General features: G+C 70.7%; 16 protein-coding genes. 8 read left to right on the plus strand and 8 right to left on the minus strand.

The window, feature by feature from the left end; genetic code table 11:
• From ACIQD7_RS11840 to ACIQD7_RS11865, 6 genes are all read right to left on the minus strand, one after another.
• Positions 1-1,269, minus strand: a complete 1,269-nt coding sequence (locus ACIQD7_RS11840; RefSeq protein ID WP_121830036.1) for a cysteine desulfurase — start codon at positions 1,267-1,269, stop codon at positions 1-3.
• On the minus strand, positions 1,266-2,030 hold the full coding sequence (gene sufC, locus ACIQD7_RS11845; protein ID WP_015032758.1) for a Fe-S cluster assembly ATPase SufC: 765 nt from the start codon (positions 2,028-2,030) through the stop codon (positions 1,266-1,268). The genes ACIQD7_RS11840 and sufC overlap by 4 nt, the downstream gene beginning before the upstream one ends.
• Before the next feature lie 7 nt (positions 2,031-2,037).
• Positions 2,038-2,355 carry a bifunctional 3-phenylpropionate/cinnamic acid dioxygenase ferredoxin subunit gene (locus ACIQD7_RS11850; protein WP_030205123.1) on the minus strand — a complete coding sequence of 106 codons (318 nt, stop codon included), beginning with the start codon at positions 2,353-2,355 and terminating at the stop codon, positions 2,038-2,040.
• Entirely contained in the window at positions 2,355-3,536 is a 1,182-nt protein-coding gene (sufD, locus tag ACIQD7_RS11855) for a Fe-S cluster assembly protein SufD (protein ID WP_121830035.1), read from the minus strand. The genes ACIQD7_RS11850 and sufD overlap by 1 nt, the downstream gene beginning before the upstream one ends.
• Before the next feature lie 61 nt (positions 3,537-3,597).
• Entirely contained in the window at positions 3,598-5,013 is a 1,416-nt protein-coding gene (gene sufB, locus ACIQD7_RS11860; protein WP_121830034.1) for a Fe-S cluster assembly protein SufB, read from the minus strand.
• Positions 5,010-5,735, minus strand: a complete 726-nt coding sequence (locus ACIQD7_RS11865; protein WP_402441460.1) for a helix-turn-helix transcriptional regulator — start codon at positions 5,733-5,735, stop codon at positions 5,010-5,012. Before ACIQD7_RS11865 ends, sufB begins: the two co-directional genes overlap by 4 nt.
• Before the next feature lie 180 nt (positions 5,736-5,915).
• On the opposite strand from ACIQD7_RS11865, the gene ACIQD7_RS11870 reads away from it, so the two are divergent.
• The 3 genes from ACIQD7_RS11870 to ACIQD7_RS11880 all read left to right on the plus strand — a co-directional run bounded on the left by ACIQD7_RS11870 (position 5,916) and on the right by ACIQD7_RS11880 (position 8,764).
• A complete protein-coding gene (locus tag ACIQD7_RS11870) occupies positions 5,916-6,854 on the plus strand; it encodes an ABC transporter ATP-binding protein (protein WP_161372172.1) in 939 nt (312 codons plus the stop codon).
• A gap of 88 nt (positions 6,855-6,942) precedes the next feature.
• On the plus strand, positions 6,943-7,731 hold the full coding sequence (locus tag ACIQD7_RS11875) for an ABC transporter permease (RefSeq protein WP_402441461.1): 789 nt from the start codon (positions 6,943-6,945) through the stop codon (positions 7,729-7,731).
• Between the two features lie 64 nt (positions 7,732-7,795).
• The gene (locus ACIQD7_RS11880; RefSeq protein ID WP_402441462.1) at positions 7,796-8,764 is read left to right on the plus strand and encodes a heme A synthase; all 969 of its coding nucleotides are present in this window, start codon (positions 7,796-7,798) and stop codon (positions 8,762-8,764) included.
• Between the two features lie 84 nt (positions 8,765-8,848).
• Here ACIQD7_RS11880 and ACIQD7_RS11885 read toward each other — a convergent pair whose 3' ends face one another.
• Together ACIQD7_RS11885 and ACIQD7_RS11890 are read right to left on the minus strand one after the other, a co-directional pair.
• Positions 8,849-9,193: a hypothetical protein gene (locus ACIQD7_RS11885; RefSeq protein WP_390755256.1), complete on the minus strand. Its 345-nt coding sequence runs from the start codon at positions 9,191-9,193 to the stop codon at positions 8,849-8,851.
• A gap of 98 nt (positions 9,194-9,291) precedes the next feature.
• Positions 9,292-10,239: a heme o synthase gene (locus ACIQD7_RS11890; protein WP_062757152.1), complete on the minus strand. Its 948-nt coding sequence runs from the start codon at positions 10,237-10,239 to the stop codon at positions 9,292-9,294.
• Between the two features lie 311 nt (positions 10,240-10,550).
• Between ACIQD7_RS11890 and tkt the strand changes: the two genes are divergently transcribed.
• From tkt to pgl, 5 genes are read left to right on the plus strand one after another with little or no spacing between them, the layout of a single operon-like run.
• Complete coding sequence (tkt, locus tag ACIQD7_RS11895) at positions 10,551-12,638, plus strand: transketolase (RefSeq protein WP_402441463.1); 2,088 nt, start codon at positions 10,551-10,553, stop codon at positions 12,636-12,638.
• Positions 12,639-12,674: 36 nt separating this feature from the next.
• Complete coding sequence (gene tal, locus ACIQD7_RS11900; protein ID WP_402441464.1) at positions 12,675-13,793, plus strand: transaldolase; 1,119 nt, start codon at positions 12,675-12,677, stop codon at positions 13,791-13,793.
• 4 nt (positions 13,794-13,797) lie between these two features.
• A complete protein-coding gene (gene zwf, locus ACIQD7_RS11905; protein WP_121830026.1) occupies positions 13,798-15,330 on the plus strand; it encodes a glucose-6-phosphate dehydrogenase in 1,533 nt (510 codons plus the stop codon).
• Positions 15,327-16,397, plus strand: coding sequence for a glucose-6-phosphate dehydrogenase assembly protein OpcA (opcA, locus tag ACIQD7_RS11910; RefSeq protein WP_402441465.1), 1,071 nt, complete (start codon positions 15,327-15,329; stop codon positions 16,395-16,397). Before zwf ends, opcA begins: the two co-directional genes overlap by 4 nt.
• Positions 16,394-17,167 carry a 6-phosphogluconolactonase gene (gene pgl, locus ACIQD7_RS11915; protein WP_402441466.1) on the plus strand — a complete coding sequence of 258 codons (774 nt, stop codon included), beginning with the start codon at positions 16,394-16,396 and terminating at the stop codon, positions 17,165-17,167. The genes opcA and pgl overlap by 4 nt, the downstream gene beginning before the upstream one ends.
• The last annotated feature ends 14 nt before the right edge of the window (positions 17,168-17,181 follow it).

A 17,181-nucleotide genomic window follows, 5' to 3' on the forward strand; every position in this document is an offset into this window, starting at 1 on the left:
CTAGCCGAAGAAGTTCCGTACGTGCTCCAGTCCCTCGACCAGGGCGTCGACCTCGGCCGGAGTGGAGTACAGATAGAACGACGCCCGCGTGGTCGCGGGAATTCCGTAGCGGAGGCAGACCGGCCGCGCGCAGTGGTGGCCGACCCGGACCGCGATGCCCTGCTCGTCGAGGACCTGGCCCACGTCGTGCGGGTGGATGTCGCCGAGCGTGAAGGAGATCGCCGCGCCGCGGTCCTCGGCCGTGGTGGGGCCGATGATCCGCAGGTCCGGGACCTCCTGGAGGCGCCGGACGGCGTACTCGGTGATCGCGTGCTCGTGGCGCGCGATGTTCTCCATGCCGATCGCCGACAGGTAGTCCACGGCCGCGCCGAGGCCGACGGCCTGCGCGATCGGGGGCGTGCCCGCCTCGAACTTGTGCGGGGCCGGCGCGTACGTCGAGGAGTGCATCGAGACGGTCTCGATCATCTCGCCGCCGCCGAGGAAGGGCGGCAGGTCCTCCAGGAGCTCCTGCCGTCCCCACAGCACGCCGATGCCGGTCGGGCCGCACATCTTGTGGCCGGTGAAGGCCACGAAGTCGGCCTGGAGCGCCTGCACGTCCAGGACCATGTGCGGGGCCGCCTGGGAGGCGTCGATGCAGACGAGCGCACCGACCTCCTGGGCGCGGCGGATGATCGTCTCCACCGGGTTGACCGTGCCCAGCAGGTTCGAGACCAGCGTGAACGAGACGATCTTGGTCTTCTCGGTGATGACCTCCTCGATGTTCGAGAGGTCGAGACGGCCGTCGTCGGTGAGGCCGAACCACTTCAGCTTCGCGCCCGTGCGCTGCGAGAGCAGCTGCCACGGCACGATGTTGGAGTGGTGCTCCATCTCCGTGATGGCGATCTCGGTCTCGTGGTCCACGCGGTAGGGCTCGTCGGCCCAGCCCAGCATGTTGGCCACGAGGTTGAGCGACTCGGAGGCGTTCTTCGTGAAGATGACCTCGTCGCGGCTCGGCGCGTTGACGAAGGCCGCGACCTTGTCACGGGCGCCCTCGTAGAGCGCCGTCGCCTCCTCGGCCACCGTGTAGACGCCGCGGTGGACGTTGGCATTGTGGCGCTCGTAGTACGTGTTGAGCGCGTCGAGGACCTGGCGCGGCTTCTGCGAGGTCGCCGCGGAGTCGAGGTACACGATCTTCTTGCCGTCGTGGACCGTGCGGTCCAGGAGCGGGAAGTCCTTGCGGATCGCCTCGGTGTCGAGGAGGCCGGAGAGCCCCTGATGGGCAGAAGTCACGCGGACGCGCCACCCTTCACGTACTTGTCGTAGCCCTCGTTCTCCAGCACGTCGGCGAGCTCGGCGCCGCCGGACTCGGCGATGCGGCCGTTCGCGAACACGTGCACGAAGTCGGGCTTGATGTAGCGCAGGATGCGCGTGTAGTGGGTGATCAGCAGGGTGCCGACCTCACCGGTCTCGCGGACGCGGTTGACGCCCTCGGAGACGACGCGCAGGGCGTCGACGTCGAGGCCGGAGTCGGTCTCGTCGAGGATCGCGATCTTCGGCTTGAGGAGCTCCAGCTGGAGGATCTCGTGGCGCTTCTTCTCACCGCCGGAGAAGCCCTCGTTGACGTTGCGCTCGGCGAAGGCCGGGTCCATCTGGAGCTGCTCCATCGCGGACTTGACCTCCTTCACCCAGGTGCGCAGCTTGGGCGCCTCGCCGCGGACGGCGGTGGCGGAGGTGCGCAGGAAGTTGGAGACCGAGACGCCGGGGACCTCGACCGGGTACTGCATGGCCAGGAAGACGCCGGCGCGGGCGCGCTCGTCGACCGACATCTCCAGGACGTCCTCACCGTCGAGGGTGACGGTGCCGCCGGTGATCGTGTACTTCGGGTGGCCGGCCAGCGAGTACGCCAGGGTCGACTTGCCGGAGCCGTTGGGGCCCATGACGGCGTGGGTCTCGCCCTGCTTGATGGTCAGGTCGACGCCCTTGAGGATCTCGCGGGGGCCGTTCTCCGCCTCGACGGAGACGTGCAGGTCGTGGATTTCAAGCGTAGCCATGGGTGACTCAGGACTCCTGGGTGACGGAGACGAGCACATCGTCCCCTTCGATCTTTACGGGGTATACGGGGACGGGGCGCGTCGCGGGAAGGCCGGAGGGCTTGCCGGTGCGCAGGTCGAAGCTGGACCCGTGCAGCCAGCACTCGATGGCGCAGTCCTCGACCTCGCCCTCCGAGAGGGAGACGTTCGCGTGCGAGCAGATGTCGTTGATCGCGAACACCTCGCCCTCGGTGTGCACGACCGACACCGGCGTGCCGTCGACCTCGACCCGCTTCGGGGTGTCGGTCTCCAGCTCGCTCAGTGCGCAGACTCGGACGAAGGCCATCAGACGGAGGCCTCCAGCTCCGCCTCGATCTTGGCGAGCAGGCGCTCCTGGACGTCGGGCAGGCCGATCTGCTGGACCAGCTCGGCGAAGAAGCCGCGGACGACGAGGCGGCGGGCCTCGGTCTCCGGGATGCCCCGGGACATCAGGTAGAAGAGCTGCTCGTCGTCGAAGCGGCCGGTGGCCGAGGCGTGACCGGCGCCGGCGATCTCGCCGGTCTCGATCTCCAGGTTCGGCACGGAGTCGACCCGGGCGCCGTCCGTGAGGACCAGGTTCCGGTTCAGCTCGTACGTGTCGGTGCCCTCGGCGGCGGCCTGGATGAGCACGTCGCCGATCCAGACGGCGTGCGCGTCCTGGCCCTGCAGCGCGCCCTTGTAGGCCACGTTGGACTTGCAGTGCGGGGTGTTGTGGTCGACCAGGAGGCGGTGCTCCTGGTGCTGGCCCGCGTCGGTGAAGTACAGGCCGAAGAGCTCGGCCTCGCCGCCGGGGGCCGCGTACGCCACGCGCGGGTGGATGCGGACGACGTCGCCGCCGAAGGTGACGACGACCGACTTGAAGGAGGCGTCGCGGCCGACGAGCGCGTTGTGCTGGGCGACGTGGACGGCCTTCTCGTCCCAGTCCTGGACGGAGACGACGGTGAGCTTGGCGCCGTCGCCGAGGACGTAGTCGACGTTGGCGGCGAGGACAGCGTCGCCGGTGTGGTCGATGACCACGACGGCCTCGGCGAAGGCGCCGAGCTCGATCACCTGGTGGCCGAAGGCGACCCCGCCCCGGCCGTGCACGGCGATGCGGATCGGCTCGGCGAGGACGGCGTCCTTGGCGACGGTGACGACCGAGGCCTTCTCGAAGGAGGAGTACGCCTGGGCGGCGACCCGGTCGACGGGGGTGCCCGCCCGGCCGAGGCGCTCGTCGTCGCGGCCGACGGTCTCCACGGTGACGCCCTCGGGGGCCTCGATGTCGACCTTGACGCCCTCGCCGGTGGCGACGGCGGTGCCGTCGTGCAGCCCGCGCAGGCGCTCCAGCGGGGTGAACCGCCACTCCTCCTCGCGACCGTGCGGGACGGGGAAGTCCGCGACGTCGAAGGACGGGGGCGCGCTCATGCGCGTGGCGACGGTGGACTCGGCGGCCACCGCGATCGAGCCGGCAGTGGTCGAACCTGCCGGGATGTACTGAGCCTCAGCCATGGCTGTCGTCTTGCTCTCTTCCTGCGTACGGGGAAACGGTCGCTGCGTGCGGGCGGTGGCCTCAGCCGACCGCGCCCTCCATCTGCAGCTCGATCAGCCGGTTGAGCTCCAGGGCGTACTCCATCGGGAGCTCCTTGGCGATGGGCTCGACGAAGCCGCGGACGATCATCGCCATGGCCTCGAACTCGGTGAGGCCGCGGCTCATCAGGTAGAAGAGCTGGTCCTCGGAGACCTTGGAGACGGTGGCCTCGTGGCCCATGGAGACGTCGTCCTCGCGCACGTCCACGTAGGGGTACGTGTCGGAGCGGGAGATGGTGTCGACGAGCAGCGCGTCGCAGAGCACGTTGGACTTGGAGCCCGGGGCGCCCTCGCCGATCTCGATGAGGCCGCGGTAGGAGGTGCGGCCGCCGCCTCGCGCCACCGACTTGGAGACGATGTTGGAGGAGGTGTTCGGGGCCATGTGGACCATCTTGGCGCCGGCGTCCTGGTGCTGGCCCTCGCCCGCGAAGGCGATGGACAGGGTCTCGCCCTTGGCGTGCTCGCCCATCAGGTAGACGGCCGGGTACTTCATGGTGACCTTGGAGCCGATGTTGCCGTCGACCCACTCCATGGTGGCGCCCTCGTAGGCGACGGCGCGCTTGGTCACCAGGTTGTAGACGTTGTTCGACCAGTTCTGGATGGTCGTGTAGCGGCAGCGGCCGCCCTTCTTGACGATGATCTCCACGACGGCGCTGTGCAGCGAGTCCGAGGAGTAGATCGGGGCGGTGCAGCCCTCGACGTAGTGGACGTAGGCGTCCTCGTCGACGATGATCAGCGTCCGCTCGAACTGGCCCATGTTCTCCGTGTTGATGCGGAAGTAGGCCTGGAGCGGGATCTCGACGTGCACGCCCTTCGGCACGTAGATGAAGGAGCCGCCGGACCACACGGCCGTGTTCAGCGAGGCGAACTTGTTGTCGCCGACCGGGATGACGGTGCCGAAGTACTCCTTGAAGAGCTCCTCGTGCTCCTTCAGGGCGGTGTCGGTGTCGACGAAGATGACGCCCTGCTCCTCCAGGTCCTCGCGGATCTGGTGGTAGACGACCTCGGACTCGTACTGGGCGGCGACGCCGGCGACGAGGCGCTGCTTCTCCGCCTCGGGGATGCCGAGCTTGTCGTACGTGTTCTTGATGTCCTCCGGCAGGTCCTCCCAGGACTCGGCCTGCTTCTCGGTGGACCGCACGAAGTACTTGATGTTGTCGAAGTCGATGCCGGAGAGGTCGGAGCCCCAGGTCGGCATGGGCTTCTTGTCGAAGAGCCGCAGACCCTTGAGACGCAGCTTCAGCATCCACTCGGGCTCGTTCTTCTTCGAGGAGATGTCGCGGACGACGGCCTCGTTCAGACCGCGCTTGGCGGCGGCACCGGCCGCGTCGGAGTCGGCCCAGCCGTACTCGTACCGACCCAGGCCCTCGAGCTCGGGGTGGCTGATCTCGGTGGTCATGCGGGGTTCCTCCCGGCCGTGCTTGCGGATGCTGATTCGGTGGTCTGTGGTGCGCCGTGCGGGATGAACGTGGTGCAGACGCCGTCACCATGGGCGATGGTGGCCAGGCGCTGGACGTGCGTTCCCAGGAGACGGGAGAAGAATTCCGTCTCCGCCTCGCACAGCTGGGGGTACTGCTCGGCGACGTGGGCGACCGGGCAGTGGTGCTGGCAGAGCTGCTCGCCGACCGGCGCGTTCCGCGCAGTGGCAGCGTACCCGTCCGCCGTGAGGGCCTTGGCGAGCGCCTCGGTCCGCCGCGCGGGCTCGGCCGCCTCGACGGCCTCGCGGTACGCGCGGCCCTGGCTCTCGATCCGGTCCCGGGCGAAGGCGGCGACGGCCTCCTCGCCCCCGGCGTTGCGCTCGATCCAGCGGAGCGCCTCGGCGGCGAGCGAGTCGTACGACTGGTCGAAGGCGTCCCGGCCGCAGTCGGTCAGGGCGAAGACCTTCGCGGGACGGCCGCGGCCGCGGTTGCCGTAGACGCGCTTCTCGCGCGCCTCGACGACGTTCTCCGCGACCAGCGAGTCGAGGTGGCGGCGGACGGCCGCCTGGGTGAGGCGGAGCCGTTCGGCCAGATCGGCGACGGTCGACGGCCCGTGGTCGAGGATCGACCGCGCCACCCGGTTGCGCGTGGAGCGCTCCCGGGTCGCGAGTTCCTCCACCGGAGCCGCTCCCACGTTTTTCACAACACCATTGTTGCGTAATTAATCGGGGAGTGACAAGCGGCACCCGGCGCGCGGACGGTGCCGTGCGTCACTCAGGTAAGGCTTACCTGACCTGCGAGGATGATCATTCATGGGATGAATTCGACCACTCTTCCGGACCCGCGACCGAAGGACCCCCGGGCGCTCTCTAGACTTCCCGACATGCACGGGAAGCCCGCGAGTGAGTCCGTCGTCCAGGTCCGCGGCCTGGTCAAGCGGTACGGAGACAAGACCGCCGTCGACGGCCTCGACCTCGACGTACGGGCCGGCACCGTCACCGCCGTCCTCGGTCCCAACGGGGCCGGCAAGACCACCACGATCGAGATCTGCGAGGGCTACCGCCGGCCCGACGGCGGCACCGTCCGGGTCCTCGGCCTGGACCCGGTCGCCGACGCGGCCGCCCTGCGCCCCCGGATCGGCGTCATGCTCCAGTCCGGCGGCGTCTACTCCGGCGCCCGCGCCGGCGAGATGCTCCGGCACATGGCGAAGCTGCACGCCCACCCGCTGGACGTGGACGCCCTGATCGAGCGCCTCGGCCTCGGCTCCTGCGGCCGGACGACCTACCGGCGCCTCTCCGGCGGCCAGCAGCAGCGCCTCGCGCTCGCCATGGCCGTCGTCGGCCGCCCCGAGCTCGTCTTCCTCGACGAGCCCACCGCCGGGCTCGACCCGCAGGCCCGCCGCGCCACCTGGGACCTGGTCCGCGAGCTGCGCGCCGACGGGGTGACCACGGTCCTCACCACCCACTTCATGCAGGAGGCGGAGGAGCTGGCCGACGACGTCGCCATCGTCGACGCCGGCCGGATCGCCGCCCAGGGCAGCCCCGAGGAGCTGTGCCGCGGCGGCGCCGAGAACACCCTGCGCTTCACCGGCCGCCCCGGGCTCGACCTGGGCTCCCTGCTCAAGGCGCTCCCGGACGGCACGGCCGCGGCGGAGACCCTGCCGGGCACGTACCGGATCACCGGCGACGTCGACCCGCAGCTGCTCGCCACGGTCACCAGCTGGTGCGCCCAGCACGGCGTGATGCCGGAGGGCATCGCGGTCGAGCGCCACACCCTCGAAGACGTATTTCTGGAGCTCACGGGCAAGGAGCTGAGGTCATGAGGTCGGCCACCGCCGAGATCCACCGGGGGTCCGGGGGTCGCCCCCCGGGTCGGCACAGCCTGGAACTCACGGGCAAGGAGCTGAGGTCATGAGCACGGACACCCACCTCCCGGAGTCCACCGGCACCCACTCCCCCCGGCCCGGCGCGGCCCCCGTCGGGCGGATGATCGCCGCGCAGACCGCCCTGGAGACCAGGATGCTGCTGCGCAACGGCGAGCAGCTGCTCCTGACGGTGATCATCCCCTCGCTGCTCCTGGTGCTGTTCTCCACCGTCGACGTCGTCGACACCGGGGCCGGGAAGCCCGTCGACTTCCTCGCCCCCGGCGTCCTCGCGCTCGCCGTGATGTCCACCGCCTTCACCGGCCAGGCCATCGCGACCGGTTTCGAGCGCCGGTACGGGGTGCTCAAGCGCCTGGGGGCCTCACCGCTCCCCCGCTGGGCCCTGATGACCGCCAAGACGCTCTCCGTCCTGGTCACCGAGGTCCTCCAGATCGCGCTCCTCACGGCGATCGCCCTCGCGCTCGGCTGGTCCCCGCACGGCAACCCGCTCTCCGTGCTGCTGCTCCTGGTCCTCGGCACCGCCGCCTTCTCCGGCCTCGGCCTGCTGATGGCCGGCACGCTGCGGGCCGAGGCCACCCTGGCCGCCGCCAACCTGGTCTTCCTGCTGCTCCTGGTGGGCGGCGGGGTGATCGTGCCCCTGGAGAAGTTCGGCGCCGCGGGCGACGTGCTCGCCCTGCTGCCCATCTCGGCCCTCTCGGACGGCCTGCGGGACGTCCTCCAGGGCGGGGCGGCGATGCCGTGGGGCGACGCGCTGATCCTGGCGGTCTGGGCGGTCCTGGGGCTCGGCGCGGCGGCGAAGTTCTTCCGCTGGGAGTAACCGAGAGGTTCCGTTCGGCCACATACGCCCCCCTCGTGAAAGCGCGCACAAGCGCCGTCCTACGATGGGGCCCGTGCTGACCCCCCTCGCCCTCATCGCCCGGCGCTGGACCCCGTCCCCCCGGACGCTCCGGCGCGCCGCGCTCTCCGCCGTCATGATGAGCGTGCTCATCATCATCACCGGCGGCGCGGTCCGGCTGACCGGCTCCGGTCTCGGCTGCGACACCTGGCCCAAGTGCACGGACGACAGCCTCTTCGCCACGCCCGCGCAGGGCTTCCACGGCGCCGTCGAGTTCGGCAACCGGATGCTGACGTACGTCCTGTCGGCGGCCGTCGGCTGGGCCATCATCGCCGTCCGCTCGGTCAAGCCGCGGCGGCGCGGCCTCACCCGACTCGCCTGGGTCCAGTTCTGGATCGTGCTGAGCAACGCCGTCCTCGGCGGCATCACGGTGTGGATGGGCCTCAACCCGTGGACGGTCGCCGGCCACTTCCTCGCCGCGAACGCGCTGCTCACGGTCGCCGTCGTCACCTGGCACCGGACCGGCGAGGGCGACACCGCCCCCCGCCCGCGCGTGCCGGGCCCGGTCCGCAGGCTGTCCTGGGCGATCACGATCACCTCGGGCCTGCTGATCGCGCTCGGCACGACGGTGACCGGCTCCGGCAAGCACGCGGGCGACAGCAGCGACGTGCCGCGCATGCCGTGGGACTGGACGGTCGCCGCGCACGCGCACGCGATCGCGGCCTGGGTCGTCTGCGCGCTCGCCATCGCGATGTGGCTGGTCCTGCGCGTGGTGGACGCCCCGGACGACACCCGGGCCCGCGCCCGCGACCTGCTGATCGTGCTGGTCATGCAGGGGGCCGTGGGTTACGTCCAGTACTTCACCGGGGTCCCCGAGATCCTGGTCGCCGCCCACATGCTCGGCTCCTCGCTGATGTGGATCGCGGTCGTGCGGCTCGCCCTGAGCCTGCGCGAGCGCCCGCCGGCCACCCCGGCGATCCCGGCCCAGGCCGACCCGGAGCTCGCGAAGGCCTGAGGCCCGCCGGCCCCCGCCGCACGTGAAAGGGCCCACCGGTTCCCGCGAGCCGGTGGGCCCTTTCGCGTGTGCGCGTCCGCCGCTTCAGCGGTCGGAGGGGCCGCCGATCTGGATGCCCGCCATCCGGGACCACTCGTACGGACCGGTGACGACCTTCGCGGCGAACTCGCCGTCGAACTCCTTGTGGAGCGTCAGCCCGGCCTTCTCGGCGGCCTGCTCCGCGACCGCGTACGTCGGGGCCACCAGGTCGCCCCAGAGGCCGTCCGTGCCGACGAGGACGATCCGGGTGCCCGCCTGGCCGATGTGCTCCAGGTGCCCCTCGGAGCCGCCGTGCTCCTTGGAGAAGGCCTGGATCTGCTTGGCGAGCCGGGCGACCCTGCGCTCGTCCTTCTTCGTGCCTGCCGTCGTGTCTGCCGTCGTGTCTGCCATGGCAAGGATGCTACCGACGGGTAGATCGAACGGCGACGGCCGGGCCGCGTGGTGTTTCCCACGCGGCCCGGCCGTCGGCCGAGCGGTTCTGACGGAGGTCAGCGGAGGAAGGGGTCCACCGCGACCGCCACGAAGAGCAGCGAGACGTAGGTGATGGACCAGTGGAAGAGCCGCATCTCCTTGAGCTTGGCCCCCGTGGCGCCGTCCTTGGCGCGGTTCAGGAGCCCGTGCGCCTCCCAGAGCCACCAGCCGCCGGTGACCAGGGCCACCGCGGTGTAGAACCAGCCCGTGTAGCCCAGCGGGGTGAGCAGCAGCGAGACGGCGACCATGACCCAGCTGTAGGCCACGATCTGCTTGGCGACGACCTTGTTGGAGGCGATCACCGGGAGCATCGGGACGCCCACGCGCGCGTAGTCGTCCTTGACCTTCATCGACAGCGGCCAGTAGTGCGGCGGCGTCCAGAAGAAGATGACCATGAAGAGGATGACCGCGGCCCAGGACATCGAGTTCGTGACCGAGGACCAGCCGATCAGCACCGGCATACAGCCGGCGATGCCGCCCCAGACGATGTTCTGCGCGGTCCGCCGCTTGAGGATCATCGTGTAGACGACCACGTAGAAGAGGAGCGCGCCGAGCGACAGCCAGGCCGAGAGCCAGTTGACGAGGAGGCCGAACCACAGGGTGGAGACCACCGCGAGCGTGAGGCCGAAGACCAGGCCCTCGCGCGGCGACACCATGCCGGTGACCAGCGGACGCTGGGACGTGCGGTCCATCAGGGCGTCGATGTCCCGGTCGATGTACATGTTCAGCGCGTTCGCGCCGCCCGCCGACAGGTAGCCGCCGAAGCAGGTGGCGAGCACCAGCCAGAGGTTCGGCACGCCCTGCTCGGCGAGGAACATCACCGGGACGGTCGTGATGAGCAGCAGCTCGATGATCCGCGGCTTGGTCAGCGCCACGAATGCCTTGACGCGGGCCCCGAACGGCCGATGGCCCCCCGGGCTGGGAGTCAAGACGACCCCTGCGGGTCGGGACTCGACGGCCGTCACGCACACCCCTGACAGAGAAATCCCAGCAAGCTCCCCGGATGAAAGCGGGGTGAAGCTTGCGCGTACCACGCCACTCTAGACGTTGCCCAGACGCCGATCTTCGCGGGGGTGGGGTCGTGTTGAAGGGGTACGTCCCCAGGGGTGGACCCGTTCGGGAGGCGAAGTCCCACGGCCACCGGCAGTCTTGCCATGTGCGCTCATTTGAGGGGCATGAGCACGAAAAGAGGGCCGTCCGACGGGGGTAGGCTCGACACCGCCGGTACACCCTCAGTCACCGGCTTCAGACATGTGGAGAGGAGCCCTGACCCAGGGTGAGCACTAAGCCGACCACCACAGACCTCGAGTGGACCGAATTGGACCAGCGGGCCGTAGACACCGCCCGCATCCTGGCCGCGGACGCCGTACAGAAGGTCGGCAACGGCCATCCCGGTACGGCGATGAGCCTGGCGCCCGTCGCGTACACCCTCTTCCAGAAGGTGATGCGGCACGACCCGGCCGACCCCGAGTGGGTCGGGCGCGACCGGTTCGTCCTCTCCGCCGGCCACTCGTCCCTGACCCTCTACACCCAGCTCTACCTGGGTGGATTCGGTCTCGAACTGGACGACCTGAAGGCCTTCCGCACCTGGGGTTCGAAGACCCCCGGCCACCCGGAGTACGGCCACACCGCCGCCGTCGAGACGACCACGGGCCCGCTGGGCCAGGGCGTCGCCAACGCCGTGGGCATGGCGATGGCCGCCCGCTTCGAGCGCGGCCTGTTCGACCCGGAGGCACCGACCGGCACCTCGCCGTTCGACCACCGGATCTACGCGATCGCCGGTGACGGCTGCCTCCAGGAGGGCATCTCCGCCGAGGCGTCCTCGCTGGCCGGCCACCAGAAGCTCGGCAACCTGATCCTGCTGTGGGACGACAACCACATCTCGATCGAGGGCGACACCGAGACGGCCGTCTCCGAGGACACGCTCAAGCGGTACGAGGCGTACGGCTGGCACGTGCAGCGCGTCGAGCCGCAGGAGAACGGCGACCTGGACCCGGCCGGTCTGTACGCGGCGATCAAGGCCGCCGAGGCCGAGACCGAGCGCCCGTCGTTCATCGCGATGCGCTCGATCATCGCCTGGCCCGCCCCGAACGCGCAGAACACCGAGGCCGCCCACGGCTCGGCGCTCGGCGACGACGAGGTCGCGGCCACCAAGCGCGTCCTGGGCTTCGACCCGGAGCAGACCTTCGAGGTCTCCGACGAGGTCATCGCGCACACCCGCGCGCTCGGCGACCGGGGCCGCGAGGCCCGCGCGGAGTGGGAGAAGTCCCTCGCCGAGTGGCGCACGGCCAACCCGGAGCACGCGGCGCGCTTCGACCGCATCCAGGCCAACGAGCTGCCCGAGGGCTGGGCGGAGAAGCTGCCGGTCTTCGAGCCGGGCAAGGGCGTCGCCACCCGTGCCGCCTCGGGCCAGGTCCTCAAGGCGCTCGGCGCGGTCATTCCCGAGCTGTGGGGCGGCTCGGCCGACCTGGCCGGCTCGAACAACACGACGATCGACAAGGACTCGTCGTTCCTGCCCGAGGGCAACCCGCTGCCGGAGGCCGACAAGTACGGCCGCACGATCCACTTCGGCATCCGCGAGCACGCGATGGCCGCCGAGATGAACGGCATCGCGCTGCACGGCAACACGCGGATCTACGGCGGCACCTTCCTGGTGTTCTCCGACTACATGCGTAACGCGGTGCGCCTGTCGGCCCTGATGCACCTGCCCGTCACCTACGTCTGGACCCACGACTCGATCGGTCTGGGCGAGGACGGCCCCACCCACCAGCCGGTGGAGCACCTGGCCTCGCTGCGCGCGATCCCGGGCCTGAACCTGGTCCGTCCGGCCGACGCCAACGAGACGGCCCTGGCCTGGCGCGAGATCATGCGGCGCCACACCAAGGTCTACGGCAAGGGCGCCCCGCACGGTCTGGCGCTCACCCGCCAGGGCGTGCCGACGTACGCGCCGAACGAGGGCACGGTCAAGGGCGGCTACGTGCTGTTCGACGCCGAAGGCGGCGAGGCGGAGGTCGTGCTGATCGCGACCGGTTCCGAGGTGCACCTGGCCGTCGAGGCCCGTGAGCGGCTCCAGGCGGCCGGCACGCCCACCCGGGTGGTGTCGATGCCGTCGGTGGAGTGGTTCGAGGAGCAGGACCAGGCGTACAAGGACTCCGTCCTGCCGCCGTCGGTCCGCGCCCGGGTCGCGGTCGAGGCCGGCATCGGCCTCACCTGGCACAAGTACGTCGGCGACGCCGGCCGGATCGTCTCCCTGGAGCACTTCGGCGCCTCGGCGGACGCGAAGGTCCTCTTCCGCGAGTTCGGCTTCACGCCCGAGGCGATCGTCGCCGCCGCGCGGGAATCGATCGACGCCGCCGCGCGCTGACGCCCCTACGTACGACTTATTGGAGATGCAACTCTCATGACAGACGCACTCAAGCGCCTCTCCGACGAAGGCGTCGCGATCTGGCTGGACGACCTCTCGCGCCAGCGGATCACCTCCGGCAACCTGGCGGAGCTCATCGACCAGAGCCACGTGGTCGGTGTCACCACCAACCCGTCGATCTTCCAGAAGGCGATCTCCGAGGGCCACGGCTACGACCAGCAGGTCTCCGACCTCGCGGCCCGCCGGGTGACCGTCGAAGAGGCGATCCGGATGATCACGACGGCGGACGTCCGCGACGCCGCCGACATCCTGCGGCCGGTCTTCGACTCGACGGACGGCCAGGACGGCCGGGTCTCCATCGAGGTCGACCCCCGTCTGGCGCACGACACCAAGGCCACCGTCGCCGAGGCCAAGCAGCTGGCCTGGCTGGTGGACCGCCCCAACACGCTGATCAAGATCCCGGCCACCAAGGCGGGTCTGCCGGCGATCACCGAGGTCATCGGCCTCGGCATCAGCGTCAACGTGACGCTGATCTTCTCCCTGGAGCGCTACCGCCTGGTCATGGACGCCTACCTGGCGGGCCTGGAGAAGGCCCGCGAGCGCGGCCTGGACCTGGCCAAGATCCACTCGGTGGCCTCCTTCTTCGTCTCCCGCGTGGACACGGAGATCGACAAGCGCCTGGACGGCATCGGCACCGACGAGGCCAAGGCGCTCAAGGGCAAGGCCGCCCTCGCCAACGCGCGCCTGGCGTACGAGGCGTACGAGGAGGTCTTCTCCGGCGAGCGCTGGGAGGCCCTCGACAAGGCGCACGCCAACAAGCAGCGTCCGCTGTGGGCCTCGACCGGCGTCAAGGACCCGGCCTACAAGGACACGCTGTACGTGGTGGACCTGGTCGCCCCCGGCACGGTGAACACCATGCCCGAGGCCACCCTGGAGGCCACCGCCGACCACGGCGAGGTCACCGGCAACACCATCGAGGGCACCTACGACGACTCCCGGGCCGTCCTGGAGGCCGTCGCGAAGCTGGGCATCGGCTACGACGAGGTCGTCCAGCTCCTGGAGGACGAGGGCGTCCAGAAGTTCGAGGCGTCCTGGAACGACCTGCTCACGTCCACCGAGGCGGAGCTGAAGCGCCTCGCACCTTCGGAGGCGTAACACCTTGAGCGCAGTCCACGGAGCCAACCCGCTCCGTGACGCCGCAGACCGACGGCTCCCGCGCATCGCGGGGCCGTCGGGTCTGGTGATCTTCGGCGTCACGGGCGATTTGTCCCGAAAGAAGCTGATGCCCGCCGTCTACGACCTGGCCAACCGCGGCCTGCTGCCGCCGGGCTTCTCGCTCGTCGGCTTCGCCCGGCGCGAGTGGCAGGACGAGGACTTCGCGCAGGAGGTCTACGAGGCCGTCAAGCAGCACTCGCGCACCCCCTTCCGCGAGGAGGTGTGGCAGCAGCTGATCCAGGGAATGCGGTTCGTCCAGGGCGACTTCGACGACGACGAGGCCTTCGAGCAGCTGAAGACCACCGTCGAGGAGCTCGACAAGGCCCAGGGCACCGGCGGCAACTTCGCCTTCTACCTGTCGGTCCCGCCGAAGTTCTTCCCCAAGGTCGTCCAACAGCTCAAGAAGCACGGGCTCGCCGACCAGAGGGACGGGTCCTGGCGCCGCGCGGTCATCGAGAAGCCCTTCGGACACGACCTGGCCTCCGCCAAGGAGCTCAACGAGGTCGTCCACGAGGTCTTCCCGCCGCACGAGGTCTTCCGGATCGACCACTACCTCGGCAAGGAGACCGTCCAGAACATCCTGGCGCTCCGCTTCGCCAACACCCTCTTCGAGCCGATCTGGAACCGGTCGTACGTCGACCACGTGCAGATCACCATGGCCGAGGACATCGGCATCGGCGGCCGCGCCGGCTACTACGACGGCATCGGCGCCGCCCGTGACGTCATCCAGAACCACCTGCTCCAGCTGCTCGCGCTGACCGCGATGGAGGAGCCCGCCTCCTTCGACGCCGACGCGCTGGCCGCCGAGAAGACCAAGGTCCTCGGCGCGGTGAAGGTCCCCAGGGACCTGGGCGCCTCCACGGTCCGCGGCCAGTACGCGGCCGGGTGGCAGGGCGGCGAGAAGGCCGTCGGCTACCTCCAGGAAGACGGCATCGACCCGCAGTCGAAGACCGACACCTACGCGGCCGTGAAGCTGGAGATCGACAACCGCCGCTGGGCGGGCGTCCCCTTCTACCTGCGCACCGGCAAGCGCCTGGGCCGCCGCGTCACCGAGATCGCGGTCGTCTTCCAGCGCGCCCCGCACTCCCCCTTCGACCACACCGCGACCGAGGAGCTCGGCCGCAACGCCATCGTCATCCGGGTGCAGCCGGACGAGGGCGTGACGGTGCGGTTCGGCTCCAAGGTGCCCGGCACCCAGATGGAGATCCGGGACGTGTCGATGGACTTCGCGTACGGCGAGTCCTTCACCGAGTCCAGCCCGGAGGCGTACGAGCGGCTCATCCTCGACGTCCTGCTCGGCGACTCGAACCTCTTCCCGCGCGTGGAGGAGGTCGAGCTGTCCTGGAAGATCCTCGACCCGATCGAGAGGTTCTGGGACGAGCACGGCAAGCCCGCGCAGTACCAGTCCGGGACCTGGGGTCCGGTCGAGGCGGACGAGATGCTCGCACGAGACGGCAGGAGCTGGCGCCGGCCATGAAGACCGACCTGACGGACACCACGTCCTCCAAGATCAACAAGGCGCTGGTGCTCGGGCGGCGGGCGATCGGCGCGCCGGCCGTCGGCATGGTGCTCACCCTCGTCATCGTCACCGACGAGGAGAACGCCTACGACGCGCTGAAGGCGGCCAACGAGGCGTCCCGCGAGCACCCCTCGCGGACCCTCGTCGTCATCAAGAGGGTCTCGCGCTCGCCGCGGGACCGCGCCAAGGCACGGCTCGACGCCGAGGTCCGCCTCGGCGCCGACGCCAGCGCCGGCGAAACGGTGGTGCTCCGGCTGTACGGCGAGGTCGTCGACCACGCCCAGTCGGTGGTGCTGCCGCTGCTGCTCCCGGACGCCCCGGTCGTCGTCTGGTGGCCGGTGGACGCGCCGACCGACCCGGCGAAGGACCCGCTGGGCGCGCTCGCCCAGCGCCGGGTCACCGACACGTACGCCTCCGAGCAGCCCATCGAGGAGCTGACGGCGCGGGCGGAGACGTACACCCCCGGCGACACGGACCTGTCGTGGACCCGGATCACCCCGTGGCGTTCCATGCTGGCCGCCGCGCTCGACCAGGTCGTGTGCCAGGTGAGCGCCGCCGAGGTGGAGGGCGAGGAGTTCAACCCGAGCGTGGAACTGCTCGCGATGTGGGTCGCGGACCGGCTGAAGGTGCCCGTGCGGCGCTCGAAGTCGGCGGGCCCCGGCCTCACCTCCGTACGCCTGGAGACCGACTGCGGGCCGATCGTGCTCGACCGGCCGGACGGGTCGCTCGCCACGCTCTCCATCGAGGGCCAGCCGGACCGGGGGGTGGCGCTCAAGCGCCGCGACACGGCCGAGCTGATCGCCGAGGAGCTGCGCAGGCTCGACCCGGACGACACCTACGCGGCGGCGCTGAAGTTCGGCGTCGGACAGCTCGACGAGCGGGCGGCGGTCACCGCGCCCGAGCCCGAGGAGGAGGCCGGGGCCGCCGTGGTGGACACCGCGCCGGAGACCGCCCCCGCCGAGGAGAAGCCCGCCGCCAAGCCGGCGGCGAAGAAGGCCCCGGCCCGGAAGGCGGCGGCCAAGTGAGCGCCCCCCAGCTGGTCGTCCACCGCGACAAGGAGCTGATGGCGCAGGCCGCCGCGGCCCGGCTGATCACCCGGATCGTGGACGCCCAGGCCTCCCGGGGCTCCGCCTCGGTGGTGCTGACCGGCGGGCGCAACGGCAACGGGCTGCTCGCGGCGCTCGGTTCGGCGCCCGCGCGGGACGCGGTCGACTGGTCGCGGCTCGACCTGTGGTGGGGCGACGAGCGGTACCTGCCCGACGGGGACCCGGAGCGGAACGTCACCCAGGCCCGCGAAGCGCTGCTCGACCGGGTGCCGCTGGACCCCGCGCGGGTGCACGCGATGCCCGCCTCCGACGGGCCGTACGGCGACGACGTGGAGGCCGCTGCCGCCGCCTACGCGGAGGAGCTGGCCACCACCGTGGGCGGCGGCGGCGTGCCGGCGTTCGACGTGCTGATGCTGGGCGTCGGCCCGGACACGCACGTGGCCTCGCTCTTCCCGGAGCTGCCCGCCGTGCGCGAGACCGTGCGGACGGTGGTCGGGGTGCGCGGCGCGCCGAAGCCTCCGCCGGTCCGGATCTCGCTGACGCTCCCGGCGATCCGGGCGGCGCGGGAGGTCTGGCTGCTCGCGGCCGGTGAGGACAAGGCGAAGGCGGCGGCGCTCGCACTGTCGGGCGCGGGCGAGGTGCAGGCCCCGGCGGCCGGTGCCCGCGGCCTCTCGCGCACGCTGTGGCTGCTCGACGCGGCGGCGGCCTCGGAGCTGCCGCGGAGCCTGTACCCGCCGGCCACGGCCTGACCCGTACGGTCCCG

The organism is Streptomyces sp. NPDC093071, assembly GCF_044754545.1.
In the GTDB taxonomy this organism is placed as follows: Bacteria; Actinomycetota; Actinomycetes; order Streptomycetales; family Streptomycetaceae; genus Streptomyces.